At 59.7% G+C, this 15,062-nt stretch carries 12 protein-coding genes; 7 read left to right on the forward strand and 5 right to left on the reverse strand.

Features of this window, described 5'->3' with window-relative positions; translation table 11 throughout:
- Positions 1-32: 32 nt before the first annotated feature.
- From AC50YL_RS02685 to AC50YL_RS02700, 4 genes are all read right to left on the reverse strand, one after another.
- Positions 33-917, reverse strand: coding sequence for an ABC transporter permease (locus AC50YL_RS02685; protein WP_494829099.1), 885 nt, complete (start codon positions 915-917; stop codon positions 33-35).
- 109 nt (positions 918-1,026) lie between these two features.
- Positions 1,027-2,172: an ABC transporter substrate-binding protein gene (locus AC50YL_RS02690; RefSeq protein ID WP_494829101.1), complete on the reverse strand. Its 1,146-nt coding sequence runs from the start codon at positions 2,170-2,172 to the stop codon at positions 1,027-1,029.
- Between the two features lie 389 nt (positions 2,173-2,561).
- Complete coding sequence (locus AC50YL_RS02695) at positions 2,562-4,547, reverse strand: copper amine oxidase N-terminal domain-containing protein (RefSeq protein WP_494829103.1); 1,986 nt, start codon at positions 4,545-4,547, stop codon at positions 2,562-2,564.
- Positions 4,548-4,701: 154 nt separating this feature from the next.
- Positions 4,702-4,923: a hypothetical protein gene (locus AC50YL_RS02700; RefSeq protein ID WP_494829105.1), complete on the reverse strand. Its 222-nt coding sequence runs from the start codon at positions 4,921-4,923 to the stop codon at positions 4,702-4,704.
- A 141-nt stretch (positions 4,924-5,064) separates the two neighbouring features.
- On the opposite strand from AC50YL_RS02700, the gene AC50YL_RS02705 reads away from it, so the two are divergent.
- Entirely contained in the window at positions 5,065-5,715 is a 651-nt protein-coding gene (locus tag AC50YL_RS02705; protein WP_494829107.1) for a YktB family protein, read from the forward strand.
- An 82-nt stretch (positions 5,716-5,797) separates the two neighbouring features.
- Here AC50YL_RS02705 and AC50YL_RS02710 read toward each other — a convergent pair whose 3' ends face one another.
- Positions 5,798-8,800, reverse strand: coding sequence for an efflux RND transporter permease subunit (locus tag AC50YL_RS02710; RefSeq protein WP_494829109.1), 3,003 nt, complete (start codon positions 8,798-8,800; stop codon positions 5,798-5,800).
- Positions 8,801-9,025: 225 nt separating this feature from the next.
- On the opposite strand from AC50YL_RS02710, the gene AC50YL_RS02715 reads away from it, so the two are divergent.
- The 6 genes from AC50YL_RS02715 to AC50YL_RS02740 all read left to right on the forward strand — a co-directional run bounded on the left by AC50YL_RS02715 (position 9,026) and on the right by AC50YL_RS02740 (position 15,003).
- Positions 9,026-10,504: a spore germination protein gene (locus AC50YL_RS02715; protein WP_494829110.1), complete on the forward strand. Its 1,479-nt coding sequence runs from the start codon at positions 9,026-9,028 to the stop codon at positions 10,502-10,504.
- Between the two features lie 25 nt (positions 10,505-10,529).
- Entirely contained in the window at positions 10,530-11,744 is a 1,215-nt protein-coding gene (locus tag AC50YL_RS02720) for a Ger(x)C family spore germination protein (RefSeq protein WP_494829112.1), read from the forward strand.
- Between the two features lie 13 nt (positions 11,745-11,757).
- Positions 11,758-12,003, forward strand: a complete 246-nt coding sequence (locus tag AC50YL_RS02725) for a hypothetical protein (RefSeq protein ID WP_494829114.1) — start codon at positions 11,758-11,760, stop codon at positions 12,001-12,003.
- 5 nt (positions 12,004-12,008) lie between these two features.
- Positions 12,009-13,124 carry a GerAB/ArcD/ProY family transporter gene (locus tag AC50YL_RS02730; RefSeq protein ID WP_494829116.1) on the forward strand — a complete coding sequence of 372 codons (1,116 nt, stop codon included), beginning with the start codon at positions 12,009-12,011 and terminating at the stop codon, positions 13,122-13,124.
- A gap of 110 nt (positions 13,125-13,234) precedes the next feature.
- On the forward strand, positions 13,235-13,984 hold the full coding sequence (locus AC50YL_RS02735) for an ABC transporter ATP-binding protein (protein ID WP_494829117.1): 750 nt from the start codon (positions 13,235-13,237) through the stop codon (positions 13,982-13,984).
- Positions 13,981-15,003, forward strand: a complete 1,023-nt coding sequence (locus AC50YL_RS02740) for an ABC transporter permease (protein WP_494829118.1) — start codon at positions 13,981-13,983, stop codon at positions 15,001-15,003. Before AC50YL_RS02735 ends, AC50YL_RS02740 begins: the two co-directional genes overlap by 4 nt.
- The last annotated feature ends 59 nt before the right edge of the window (positions 15,004-15,062 follow it).

Raw genomic sequence — 15,062 nt, forward strand, 5'->3', positions numbered from 1 at the left:
CCTCCTTCCGCATTGCTTTCCGCATGGCTGGCTCATCCGTTCGTCTGCTCCTTGCGCAGTCCGCGCATCAGACGGGCGTTCACCGCGAGCGCCGCCATCATCATCAGGCCGAGCAGCACGGCGAGCGCGCTTCCGAGCTGCGGTTTGGTCACGACGTCGCCGGCGACGAGGGACCCGATCCGGATCGCCAGCAGGTTGAAGTTGCCTCCGACGAGCGCGTAGGCCGTCGCATAAGCCCCCATGGAATTGGCGAACAGAATGATGAACGTGCCGGCAAGCCCCGGCAGGATGACCGGAAGCCCGATTTTCCGCCAAAACGCGAACGAGCCGGCACCGAGCAGCGCCGCGGCTTCCTTCCATTGCTCCGAGATGCCGAAGTACACGGGATACAGCAGCAGCGTGGCGAGCGGAATTTGGAAATACACGTACACCAGCATCAGACCGGTCCAGGAATACAAATCGGGACTGAAGGCGTCGAGGCCCCACGAGTCCAGCAAAATCGTGAAGATCCCGTTGTTGCCGAGCAAAATGATGTAGGCGAACGCCAGCGGAACGCCGGCGAAGTTGGAGGACATGTTCGAGATGGTCAGCAGCCGCTCCCTGGCCGCCCCGGACAGCTTCGTGAGCGAATACGCGGCGAACAGCGACACGACGAGGCCGATGACGCTTGAACCAAGCGAGATCGTGACGCTGTTCGTGATCGCTTTCAGGTAATACGGACTGGTCAGCGCCGTCGCGTACTGGGCCAACGTATAATGCGTTTCGTCGTCGGACAGCAGGCTGGTCATGACCAGATAGATGAGCGGCAGCACTTCAAACGCGACGATCAACACGGCAAACGGAATCAGCGCGAGCGCGACCGGCTTGAAACGAAAACGGCGCGCGGGTTTCTTGGCAAGCGTCAACTGTTGGCTCATCCTCTATCCCTTCCTTGTGAAGGCTCGATTGTCGTCGGCCCCGCGACAGGCGAACGCGGGCGGCGCTTGTCTGCGCCGCCCGCGTTCGGGCCGCATCGGCCGGGTTCGATTAGCTTAAATGAATCAGGACGTTATCCTGCCACAACTGAGGCAGTTTCTTGGCGGTCTCGTCCCAAGCGCTGTAGTCGGAGATCGGCTTGGCGTTCTTGTATTGATCCAGCGGAATCAGCTTGGCGGACACGTCGTCCGGCAATTTGACGCTGTCGCGGATCGGACGGGCGAAGCCCTTCGCCAGGTTGATCTGGCCGGCATCGCTGAGAATGTATTCGCGGGTCAGCTTGGCCGCTTCCGGATGCGGAGCGAATTTGTTGATGATCGTGGCATAACCGCTCACGACGCTGCCTTCCGAAGGAATCACGACCTCGAATTGGTCCGGATTAATCTGATCGCGGTAACCGAGGGCGTTGAAATCCCATAATAGGCCGACCGGGATTTCGCCTTTCTCGAAGTTGGCCGTCGTCACGTCGGCGCTGCTGATCCGTTTTTGTTCCGCGAGCTTTTTGAAGAAGTCGACGCCCGGTTGGATGTTCGTCTCGTCGCCGCCCATCGCGATCGACGCGGCCAGGACGGCCATTTGCGCCTGCGCCGCCTTGGTCACGTCGCCGACGGCGATTTTATAATCGCCCTTGAGCAGGTCGTCCCAGCTTTTCGGTACGTCCTTCACGAGGTCTTTGTTGACCATGAACGCGATCGTGCCTTGATAGCCGACGACCCAGTTGCCGTCCGCGTCTTTGGCCCACGAAGGGATTTCGTCCCAGTAGGACGTTTTGTACGGTTGCGTAACGCCTTTTTCGGCCGCTACCGGACCGAACGCGATTCCGACGTCGCCGATATCGGCGGTCGCCTTGTCCTTCTCGGCTTCGAACTTGGCGATTTCCTCGGCGCTCGACATATCCGTATCGGTATGCTTCAGGCCGTACTTGCTGTCCATGTCCGCCCAAGTGTCTTTCCAGTTCGCCCAAGAATCCGGCATGCCGACGCTGACGACTTCCCCTTGTTCCTTCGCTTTGCTTGCCAGCTCGTCCACCGAAAGTTCGGCCGGCGCCTCCGCGTTGGCGTTCGTTTGCGCATTGCCTCCGTTGCCGGTTGCCTCCGCGTTCGAGCCGTTGTCGTTCGCTTTCGTGCATGCCGCCAAACTTACCGTCGTCAGCATGACAGCCAAAAGCATGATGCCTTTCGCGAGTTGCTTTTTCATGGTTTCTCGTCCTCCTTTTGTGAGTTGTTGAGACATGATGACTGTTTCTATCTGGTTTTACTTTAACAGCCTTATGTTTTCGGTTTTTCAACCCAGCATGTTTCATTTGTAAAAGCGCTCGAAATCAGGAAAGGTTGCGCAGAATAGGCAATTCGCATGTTCGAGTCCTGATCTGCCCGAACCGAAAACCAACATTAAATTCAAAACCCAACATTGAATCCAAAGATGAACGTCGGAATCCAACACCGATCCAACATCGCGAGCCGACGCCGGGAACTAACAAAAAATCCCCCGATCCATCGCGAGATGGATTGGGGGATACAAATTGCGGTGCGGCTACGGGCCGCGTCCGGTTATCGGCGGTTATCGTGATTCCTTGAGGTCCGCCGTTACCAGCGAAGCTCCGGCAGCGGCAGGAACGTCATCGCGATCGGCAGGTTGCTGCCGGCCGCGAGCGTGAAGACGATGTCGACCGATTCTTCCGTTACTCCGGTCCGGTACAGCGCCGTTGCCTGGGTGTTGTTCATCATCGACGTCGGCACCACTTGGCCGTTGACCATGAACGCCCCGATGTACAGGCCGCCTCTCGCATTGAGCGCGATCAGCGTGCGCGGCGCCACATGCGGCAGATGCATGCGGTACAGCGTGCCGAAGTTGCCCGTGTTGTACTGCAGCTGGCCGGTCGTGTCGTCGATGCCGTCCAGGTATTTGTCGATCGTTTTGTCGCCCAGCACGATGCGCTGCTCCGTGTTGCCGAGCGTATCGTTGATCTCGATGGAACGGTCGGCGTTGTAGAACGTGCCGCGCACGTGAATGCCGTCCCGCGGGATGACCGTCATGTTCGGCAGCTCCGCGAGCGGATCCTTGCCGGCTGCCACGACGACGATATGGAACTGCAGCTCTTGATCGCTGAAGATATCCGCGTAAGCAGTCAGTACTTCATTCGCCTTCATCGGCGTCTTCGATAGCTCCGGCAGGATTTCGATCGTTTGATGCGGACGCACCGTCATCCATTTCGGAGCGGGATTGCTTTGGTAGGCGTTCAAGTAACGCACGACCGCCATCTTGCCCGTGTTTCCGACGACCGGATCGGGTCCGCCGACGCCGATCGAGCTCGTGTTCACGTTCGCGACCGTGCTGTTGTTGTTCGTGGCCAGCAGGTACATGCGAACCGGGTAGCCGATTTTGTTCACGTTATGGAACATGAAGCGGACTTGGCCGGTCAACTGCGCCTCGTACGCGATGCCTTCCTGCGTCAGCGTCTCCGGGCTGTTGCTGCGCACCAGCTGGGACGTTTCGGAATTGACCGCGTACGTGATCGTCGGCATTTTCGGCACCGAGTCGGGATCGATCGGGAAATTCTCGCCCGGTCTCGTATTCAAGCGGTAATACTCGTCCTTGGTATACAGGACGTCGTTCGTGACCGTTACCGTTCTCGTCACCGTCGACGTCAAGCCGTGCTTATCCTCGACGACCAGCGTGACCGTCTTGTCCCCGGGTTCGAAGAATACGTTGTCGTTGCCGGTAAACGTGCTCTTGACGATGGCGTTCTCGTCATCCGTGCTCATATCGATATAACGGACTTGCTCGCCGATGCGGTATTGCGATTTCTCGGTGGTGAAGTCCGCGACGGGCGGTTGGTTCGGCGCTTTGACCACGACGGTGACGGCGTACGGATCGCTCCACGTGCCGTTGCTGTCCTGCACCTGCCGCGAAACGACGTACGTGCCCGGTTCCGGGAAGACGTCCATCCGGCCGTCCCACCGTTCGTCGATGAACGGCATGCCCGTCGGATTCGCCGCATGATCGATATACGTCACCTGCGTCTGACCCGCGTAAATCTCGGACGGCTGCACCTCGAAATTCGCCGTCGGCTTCGGCGGGATGACGACGGTCGACCACGTCAGCGTGATCGTCTTGCCGTTCACCGCGACCGTGCTGTCCGCCATCTCGCCCCACGAACGAAGCGGCACCATGAGATAACCGTTCGAGATGTACGCGGCGCCGGTCAGCTTCGTCAGGACGCCGTCCCGGTAAGCGAAGCCGCTGCCGATCTTGAACACCAGCTCGTGCTTGTCGTTCCTGGCGATCGATTCTTTCTTCTGGGCGTCGTACGAAATCGTGTATCCGTAGCGCTTGGCGATCGAGCTGAACGGAATAAAGGTCCGGCTCTCGATGTTCGCGACGGGCTGCGCGGATTGATACGCCGTCCCGTTATGCAGCATCTTGGCGCTCCCCATCGTCAGTACTAGCTGATTCGCAGCCGTGGCGTACCCTGCCGAGTCGAAACCCTCCGCGTAAACGTTCTTCGTCGCCGCATGCGTGAAAGGCACGAATAAGAACGATAAAATCAATAACCATTTGAGCGACTTCATGCTGTGTCTCCTTTTCTTACTCCTTTGTGGCTCTGCGCGAGAAGCGTCATGGCCGGCTGTTCTGCAGCCTACTCTGACATCATTGACGCAAATTTAACATTAAAGTTGCGAAGGAGTTGTAAAGAGACAAGTTTTGACACTTGTTGCGAAGCGATCAACCGTTCACGCGCATGTTGATCAGGAAGAACGTAACCATGACGATAAACGAAGCCGAAGCAAGCACGCCGAACGCCAGCCGGGTCTTCTTCCGCTTCGCCACCAGCGGCGCATCCGCCTCCTGGCGGGCGGCGGTCACCGAGCGGTGCATGAACAGAAACACGATCGCGAGCGTCACGAACACCATATTCGATAAGAACCATAATTGCTGCCAAAACATGAATGACCTCTCCCAACCTCAGGTTTACAACCATACTAAAGTAGACTAACGGAATAGCCGCGAGATTGCAAACGCGAACCTATGCTATAATAGACGAACCAAACCTGCGTTTCCCCGCGAAAGAAAGGATGAATCATCGCCATGACCCTGACGACTGAACCGGCAAACCGGGCATTCGCCGGATTTGCCCCCGACGACTTCGACGTCTTCGCGGTTCCGGGCCTCGAACCTCGCATGGATGCGCTCATCTCCCGCATCCGTCCCAAATTGAACGAGCTCGGCGAGCGATTGTCGCCGTTCCTGACGGAATTGTGCGGCGAGCCGATGTTCCCGCACGTCGCCAAGCACGCGCGCCGGACGATCAATCCGCCTAACGATACCTGGGTCGCCTTCGCGCCCGGCAAACGCGGCTACAAAATGTTCCCGCACTTCCAGATCGGCTTGTTCGGGTCCCACCTGTTCGCGCAGTTCGCCATCATTTACGAGTCCGACAACAAGACGGTCTTCGCGGAGCATGCGCTGCGCCAGCTGGACGAGATCGAACGGAACATTCCCGGCCACTACCTCTGGTCGGGCAACCATATGGTGCCCGGCGGCGACACTCAGGAAGAGCTCGGCCGCGACGGACTGGCCAAGCTGCTGGAACGGCTGCGCGCCGTCAAGGCGTCGGAAGCGCTGTGCGGCATCGTCATCGACCGCGAGGATCCGGTCCTGAAGGACGGCGAGGCCTTCGTCGCCCGAGTGAAAGACACCTTCCGCACCGTGCTGCCGCTGTACAAGATGTCGTTCTGAGCGAACGCCCGCTACCGGATATGACAACAAAGAGCCCCGCGCCGGATAACCGGCGCGGGGCTTTTGCGCGTTCAGGGCTGCTTTACGCCGCGTGCTCCACGCGCGCAGCGCTGCGCTGGCGCTTGGATTTGCGGAAGAAGAACAGCTCGTAGATGCACGGGACGATGACGAGCGTCAGCAGCGTCGCCGCGGCCAAGCCGCCGATGACGACGATCGCCAGGCTTTGCGAGACGATGCTGCCGCTCTCCGAGGATCCGAAGACGAGCGGCAGCATGGCGGAGATCGTCGCGATGGCCGTCATCAGGATCGGACGGGTACGGGTCGCGGCCGCTTCGACGAGCGCCTCGCGAATCGTCATCCGCTGTTCGTTCTGCTTCACGCGGTCGATCAGGACGATGGCGTTCGTCACCACGATGCCGACCAGCATAAGCGCGCCGAATACGGCGGTAAAGTCGGGCGTGACGCCCGTGACGAGCAGCCCCACGACCGCGCCGATCGCCGCGAGCGGCAGCGAGCACAGAATCGCGAGCGGAGCGCGAAGCGTCTTGAACGTGACGACCATGATCAGATAGACGATGCCGATCGCGATCAGCATGATGATGCCGAGATCCGCGAAGTCGGACGATTGGTCGGCCGAAGCGCCGCCGACGGTATACGCGACGCCTTCCGCTTTCTTCAGGGCGTTAACTTTCTTCGTGATTTCCTTGCCGACGATCGACAGCTGGGCCGGATCGACGTCAGCCATGACGCGGACGTACGGCTTGCCGTCCTTATGATAGAAGACGCTCGGCCGCTCGCTCTTGACGAGCTTCGCGACCGACGATACCGGCGCCGGGCCGGAGGCCGTCATGATCGTAAGCCCGCTTAAATCGGCCGGCGATTTCGGATCGACGGAAGGCTGCAGCACGACGTTCGTTTGACGGTTATCGATCGTCAGCGCGCCGAGCGGTATCGGATTGAGCAGCCCTTGCAGCTGGGATGCGACCTCTTGGCCGTTCGATTTTGCCGGATCCAGCTCGAACGTATAGACCGGCTTCTTCTCTTCCTGGTTCGTCTTGACTTTCAGCACGTCCTTCACCGGCTTGATCGCCGCGATGACCTGGTCCGCGCCTTTGGCGATCGCGTCGAGGTCGTCTCCCGTCACGTCGACGAGCACCTGCGTGCCGCCGGAGCCGCTCATGAAGTCCATGGCGCCCGCGTTCAAATCCGCGCCCGGGAACGCCGTACGCTGCTTCTGCACGTCGGCGATGACTTTCTCGGCGTCCGCGCCTTTCTTCATCTGCACCAAGTACGTCACGAGCGTCGGCGAGGACACTTCGCCGTATTGGGCGCCGTCCGAACTGTTGCCGTTCTGCATCAAGACCCAATCGATGCCGGCTTGTTGACCGAGGAACCCTTCCAGCTTCCGCCCGCCTTCGATGACGGCGTCCTGCGGGGTTTCGCTCGGATATTCCAGCGTTACGTTCAGGTTCGACGCGCTGGACGAATCCAGCGCTCCCTTCGGCATCGCCATGTACGCGCCGACGGAGCCGACCAACAGGACGACCGAAACGACGAGCGGCACCCATTTATGCGCCAAACACCAGCCGAGGAAAGCGGTGAACCGTTTGGAGCCTTCGTGCTCCTTCATTCTCGTGCTGCGCAGCAGCACGGCGCTCAGCAGCGGCACGACCGTCAGCGCGACAAGCAGGGACGAGAGCAACGAGTACGTCACCGTCAGCGCGAACGGCAGCAGGAACGCCTGCAGCGAGCCGCGCAGCAGCCCCATCGGCAGGAAAACCGCGACCGTGACGAGCGTGGACGACGTAATCGCCGTCGCCACTTCCTTCGTGGCGTCCGTGATCAGGCCGATCGAGAACGATTCTTTCTGCAGCCTGCGGTAGATGTTCTCGATGACGACGATGCTGTCGTCGACGAGACGGCCGACCGCGACCGCGACCCCGCCGAGCGTGATGATGTTCAGCGTCACGCCGGATATCTGCAGCAGATAGAGCGTGATGCCGAGGGACAGCGGGATCGAGACGATGGTCACGAGCGTCGCCCGAAGGTTGCGCATGAACAGCAGGATGACGATCGTGGCGAACAAAGCGCCCATCAAGACTTCGCGCAGCATGGAATTCACGGAGTGCACGACCTGCTCCGACGTGCTCGACAGCACTTGGATGTCGACGCCCTTGATGTCTTTGTTAAGTCGTTCGACCGTGTCCTGCACGGCATCGCCGACCTTCACGGCGTTGGCGTTCGCGGTCTTGGATATCGTCAGCATGAGCACGTCCTTGCCTTTTAGGCTGCTGATGCTTTCCCGCTGCGTATCCATCTTCACTTCCGCCACCTCGCCGAGCGTTACGCCCTGCGCCACGGGCAATCTGCGGAGCGTGTCGAGATCGCTCACGTTCGCTTCGACGCTCAGGTTGCCGGAGGCGCCGTCGATCGTTTTCTCCCCGATGGACGCCGAGACGTTGCGTCCTTGCAGCACGCCCATCAGCGCCTGGAACGGCACGCCCTTGGCGGTCAGCTTCGCCGTGTCCGGCACGATCGACACGCTCGGCGTCGACTTGCCGCCGAGGGAAACCTGGCCGGCCCCGTCGACTTTTTTGAATTCGTCGATCAAGTCTTTCTCGACTTTATCCCGGTCGGCTTCGTTCACGCCGTCCAGCCCGACGGACACCCAGGAGATCGGGATCATCGAGGTGTTGAACTGGACCACGTACGGCGTCATGACCCGTTCGGGCAGCTGCACCGCGCGCACCGCCGTTTCCACTTCCGTCTTCGCTTCCTTCATGTTCGTCTTGGAATCGAAAGACAAATCGATCTTCGAGAAGCCGTTGCCGGACGACGAGGTCATGAGGCTCTTGCCTTTGACGAACTGGACCGCGTCCTCGAGCTTGGCCGTTACCTCGGTTTCCATCGATTTGGCGTCGTAGCCTGGGCCGATCGCGGCGATCGTCACCATCGGGTTATCCGCTTCCGGCAGAAATTCCATCGGCAGCCGGAAATAACTGACGACCCCCATCGCCAGCGCCATCAGCACGACGAGCTTCATCGCGGCTTTATTATTGAACGCCCATTTCGTAATCCATTGCATTTCTTTTCCATTCCCCTTTCAGACTATGGTTCTCCTCGGAACTCCTTGTTAAAGTCTACCTGTTCCCGCCGGGGGTCCGTAAACGTCTGCAGACCAGTCTTTATCCCCGACCTGAGGCGGAGAACGCGCAGCGTCCGGCGACGTAGCCGCGCATGCCCCATGCATAAAAAAGGGCCTGATTTGGAACGCTGATAATCAAGCCAAAGCTGGAAGGGAAGGGATGTTATGGCAGTGCCGGTCTTCAGCGATATCGACAAGAACTCCGCGTATCTCCGCGCCCGCTTCCATCCCTGCTCGGATCTGACCGCCTATCGGTGGCATTACGGCCCCGGACTCCGGCTGAAGGCCATGACCTTCTACCTGGACACGCTCGTGCTGGACAAACGGACCAATTACTTCAAACAGATGTTGCAGGACATCGTGCAGCACGAGATCGGCGACGGCTCCGAGGTCACGCTGGAGATGATCGTCAAGCGCTTCGGCAACCGCATTGCCTCGGAAGAATCCGGCCTGGTCATCGATTCGTTGGAAGAGGCCGAACAGTTCATTCTCAGCGGCTGTCTGATCATCTTCATCGACGGCTGGAATCATGCGATCAGCTTCCATCCGGGGCGATTCGAGACGAGACAGGTCAGCGAGCCCGTCACCGAGCCCGTCGTCCAAGGTCCGCGCGAATCCACCGTCGAGAATTTAAAGAAGAACATCGGCATGATCCGCGCGCGCGTCCAGAACTCCAGCGTCAAATTCAACTTCCTGCAAACCGGAGGCGAATCGCGCACGGCCATCGCTTTCGGCTACATGGAGGGCATCGTGGAGCAGCAGGTACTGGACGCGTTCGTGTCGCGGATCGAACTCCTTCCCGACGGAGACGTGCTGGAGACGAGCTATATCGAGGATGTCCTCGAGGAGCGCACGTGGACGCCTTTCCCGCAATTCCGCTACACGGAGCGCACGGACGTCGCCGCCTCCGCCCTGCTGAACGGCAAAATCATCGTGCTCGTCGAAGGAACCGGCAGCGTGCTGATCGGCCCGACCACGTTCTTCGAGCTGCTGCAATCGAGCGAGGATTTCTACCAGCGGACGCTGATGTCGAACTTCATCCGCGTATTGCGCTTCGCCGCGCTGATAATCGCGCTCGGCCTTCCGAGCTTGTACATCGCGATCTCGACGTTCCATCCGGAAGTGATTCCGACCGTGCTGCTGCTCGCCGTCGTCGACGCCAGGGAAGGCATTCCGTTTCCCGCCTTCGTGGAGGCCGTCTTGATGGTGTTCATCTTCGAGATTCTGAGGGAAGCCGGCATTCGGCTGCCGCGCCCCGTCGGCTCCGCCGTCAGCATCGTCGGCGCCCTCGTCGTCGGGGAAGCCTCCATCAACGCCGGCATCGTCTCGCCGAGCATGGTCGTCGTGATCGCGCTGACCGGCATCGCGTCGTTCGCGCTGCCGCAGTACAACCTCGCCGTCTCGCTCCGGCTGCTGCAGCTTCCGCTGATGATCTTGGCGGCGATGCTCGGCATCTTCGGCCTGATGATCGGCTTTTCCATCATGTGGATTCATCTGATCGGACTCAAGTCGCTTGGCGTCCCCTACATGAAGCCCTTGGCGCCGTGGACGGTCGGCGAACTGCAAAACACGGTGTACCGCAAACCGCTGAAAGCGTTGATGAAGAGCGACAAAGCGCGCGGGCGCAGGCAGGGGAACTCGTAACGAACGGCAGGCATAGGAGGTACTCATGGGAACTACGCGCATTCGGCTTTCCGCCGTGCTGCTGCTGCTGTGCGGCTTCGCCGTCTCCGGCTGCGGGGACAGGGCGGAGCTTCCCGACAAAGGGTTCGTCATGGGCATCGGCATCGACGATGCCGGAAGCGGCCAAGTGATGGTCACGTTCCAGATCTACAAACCGTCCCAGACGATCGCCTCCAAAGGCAAAACCGGACGGCCTTACGTAAATATCCGCACGAAGGACGCCTCCGTCATGGAAGCGATCCGCGACATTACGATTCATCTCGGGCGCAAAGCCCAGTTCAGCCATACGCGCGTCATACTCATCAGCGAGAAGATCGCCCGCAGGGTTCCCGTGCCGCAGCTGCTGGATCTCTTCTACCGCGACAACGAACCGCGGCTGACCATTTCTCTAATGGTTACGCGAGGCAAGGCTTCGGACTATTTCGATACCAAGCCGTTCATCGAAAATACGATCAGCCAGCAATATTACCTGAGCGAAAGGTCCGAAAACGAATACAGCGGCAAGACGCTCGGCACGAATTTGCTTCAGCTGGCCCTGCAGCTTCGCAGCGAGTCGGGAGTCGGCGCGATTCCGTATCTCGCCCTCAGCGCCAAGGACATCGGCGGCGAACCGGGCGTCGCGGGGCTCACGATCATCAAGGACGGGCTCGTCTCGGACCGCTTCAACGGTCAGGAAACCGAAGGGCTCCTGATGCTCTTGAACCGCTACAGCAACGGCGTCGTCGAAATCCCTTGCTCGGCGGCCCAAAATTCCGAGAGCAGCGAGAACGAAGAAGGGGAAGCGCAAACGGCGCCGCTCGACGAATCCGCCGAGATGCTGCGATTCAAAGGCCATCGGAGAATCGAACTGAGCGAATCGGGCGCCCGCGTCACCTATCGCGTGCATGCGGTCGTGGCGACGCTCGAGCTGTCCTGCACGACGCTCGGCAACGAAAAGCAGGAAAACGACTACGAGGATAAAATATCCGCGGCGATCAAACAGCGCATGCAGCAGTCTTTGGCGCATCTGATACGCGATAAGGCCGATCTGCTCGGCATCGGAAACGACATCTACAAGCGCGATCCGAAGCGCTGGCGGCAATGGAAGAAGGATTGGCCGGAACGGTTTGCCCGGCTCGATTTCGATATCGAAGTCGATACCGAGGTGCTGACGCACGGCACGAACGCCGGGAATACGCTGCTGAAGCCAAATCAAGATTAACGGAAGTGAGATCATGTTCGTAGCGCTCGTGATCGTCAGCCTCGTCTGCATGCTGGCGGTCGATTACAAAGACGGTGTCCGCGAAGGCCCGCGGCCGACGCGCGTGAAACTGATTTACGGGCTGCTGCTCCTCTTCTGCTTGTACCATATGGTGCATGCGGAAGGTTGGCTTCATTTGAAAACCTATTACGACGCCGCGAACGCGCTGTTCGGACCGATGTCGGACGCGCTGTTCAAATGGTTCAAAGCGAAAGGATGAGTACGTTGGAAATCAAAATCACGGCAAACCAGGCGGCGCTGCTGATGTTCGTTTTTTTGACCAGCTCCTCCATCATCAACATTCCGAGCCCGATGATTCAATTCGCGGGCAATGCCGCCTGGATCAGCATTTTAATCACCGCGGCATTCGGGATGTTAACCATTCTCCCAGTCATTCTGCTTGCCAAGCGCCATCCCGGCCAAAATTTCATCCAATACAGCCGCGGCGCCGTCGGCACGCCGGTCACCGTCGCCTTCGGATTGATGCTGCTGTTTTACCAGATCCACATGGGCGCCGCCATCGTCCTGGATATCGCGCTGTTCCTGAACAGCTCCATGATGCGGAATACCTCCGCGTGCTGGTTCGTCGTGCTATCCTTTCTCGTGGCGGCGCTTTCCGTCCGCACCGGAATGGACAAAATGGCGGGCTTATTCCCGTTGCTGATGAGCACGGTCATGCTGTTCGCGATCTTGATCGCGTTCTTGTCCGTCAATAATTACGCGTTCGGCAATCTGCTGCCCGTGTTTCCGGACGGGCTGAAGCCGATGCTGCACGGCATGTACTTTTCTTACGGGTTCCCCTATTGCGAATTGGTGCTGTTCTCGATGATTCTCTGCTACGTGCCGAACTTCGCGAAGAAGTTCGAGTTAAAGGCGCTGATGGCCGTGCTCGTCAACGCGCTCTCGCTGGCGGGCACGACGGTCGTCACCATCTTGGTATTCGGCCCGATCGCCGGCGACCGCAAATATTCGCTCTTCGAGGTAGCCCGCTCCGTCAACCTCATCGACGTCTTCTCGCGGCTCGAGGCACTGATCGGCTACTCCCTTATTCTGGCCTCGTTCATGAAAACGACGATCGTGCTATTCACCGCCCATCAGACCTGCATTCACCTGCTGAAGCTGAAGAAGGACCGCATGCTGATCTTCCCGCTCGCGGCGTTCATGGCTTCCGTGTCGTTCGCGGGCCTGACCCGGGGCGAGGCGAAATGGAATTACGAAGTAACGGCTATCCACCCGATGTGGGGCTTCGCCTGCGCGGTGTTGCCGTTCATGATCGTCTTCGCCGTCGACTTGATGCGCGGAACGAAGACAGCGCGGGCGGCTCCCGAAGCACCTTCATAAAATTTCTTTCTTTCATCAAAAAATGAGTGATTACTCACTTCACTTTCCTATGCTATTGGCATAGAATAAATGCGAGTAATCACTCATTATGGTGAAAGGTGTGATGATCCATGTCCCCAATCCAAGCTTCCTCTGCCGTTCCGGTCATCGACGTCCGCGGCGTCACCAGGCGCTTCGGCGGCCGAACGGTGCTGGACGGCGTCTCTCTCCTGGTCGAGCGGGGCGAGCTATTCGGTCTGCTCGGCCCGTCGGGCTCGGGCAAGACGACGCTGATCAAGCTGATGACCGGCATCGACCGGGCCGACGAAGGCACTGTCCGCATGCTCGGCGAACCGATGCCGAAGCTTGCCATGCTGCAGCGCTTCGGCTACATGGCGCAGTCCGACGCGCTTTACGGCGAGCTGACCGCCAAGGAGAATCTGACGTTCTTCGGCGCGCTTTACGGCTTGAAAGGCGAGCGGATGAATAAGCGCATGCAGGCCGCCATGGCGATCGTCGATTTGGAAGCGCATCTTAACAAAGCCGTGTCCGCCTACTCCGGCGGCATGAAGCGGCGGCTGTCGCTGGCGATCGCGCTGCTCCACGAGCCGGAGCTGCTCGTGCTGGATGAGCCGACCGTCGGGATCGATCCCGTGCTGAGGCAGTCCATCTGGCGGGAGCTCGGCGACATGCGCAAGCGCGGCACCACGATCGTTCTGACGACGCATGTCATGGACGAAGCGGAGAAATGCGGTCGGCTCGGGCTGATCCGCGACGGCAAGCTGACCGCGACGGGATCGCCCGAGGAGATCAAGCGCCAAAGCGGCAGCGCATCGATCGAAGATGCGTTCATCGCGCTCGGGGGAGGTGCACGAGCATGAGAATCCGCGCGCTGGCCATTCGCATCATTCGCCAATTCGTCCGGGACAAACGGACGCTGGCGCTCTTGTTCCTTGCCCCGCTTCTTATTCTCGGACTCATGAAGCTCGTCTTCAACGGCAACGCCGTCGAACCGGATATCGGACTCGTGCAGGCTCCGTCCGAGGCCGTCGGCGAACAATTGGAGAAAGCCGGGACGCATGTCGCCGCCTATCCGGACCCGCAAGCCGCCGAACGGGCGCTGCGGGACCGCGAACTGGATGCGTACCTCACGTTCGCGGGCGGCCAACCCTCCGTTACGCTCGAAGGCAGCGATCCTTCCATGAACCAATCGGTGCTGCTGCTGCTGCAGCGCGTCCTGAGCGAAGGCGCGCAATCCGTCCAGCCCCGCATCTCGTATTTGCACGGCAGCGCGGACATGGCTTCCTTCGACTCCTTCGGTCCGGTCTTGATCGGCTTCTTCTCGTTCTTCTTCGTCTTCATGCTGGCCGGCGTCTCCTTCCTGCGGGAACGCACCGGCGGCACGCTCGAACGGCTGCTCGCGACCCCGATCCGCAGAACCGAGATCGTGTTCGGCTACCTGCTTGGCTTCGGCCTGTTCACGCTGCTCCAGGCGGCCCTGATTGCCTGGTTCTCGATCGACGTGCTCGGGCTATACATGGACGGCTCCATCTGGTACGTCCTCCTCATGAACCTGCTGCTGTCGCTCACGGCATTGACGCTGGGGACGCTGCTCTCCTCCTTCGCGAGCAACGAGTTTCAGATCATCCAGTTCATTCCGCTCGTGATCGTGCCGCAGGTGTTTTTCTCGGGGTTGTTCAACCTCGACGCCATGACGCCGTGGCTGCAGTATCTAAGCCGCATCATGCCGCTCTATTACGGCGCGGACGCGATGCGGGACATCATGATCCGCGGCGAAGGCTGGTCCGGCATCAGTGCGGACGTCTATGTGCTCGTCGGTTTCTCCGCCGTATTCGCCCTGCTGAACGTGGTCGCCCTCAAGAAGCACCGCGCCATTTAAAACGGCCGGCGGCTATGCTAGGATAGAGTCTATCGAAAGTCGAAGCGTACCAAGGGAGT

Source organism: Paenibacillus sp. J22P277, from assembly GCF_059383675.1.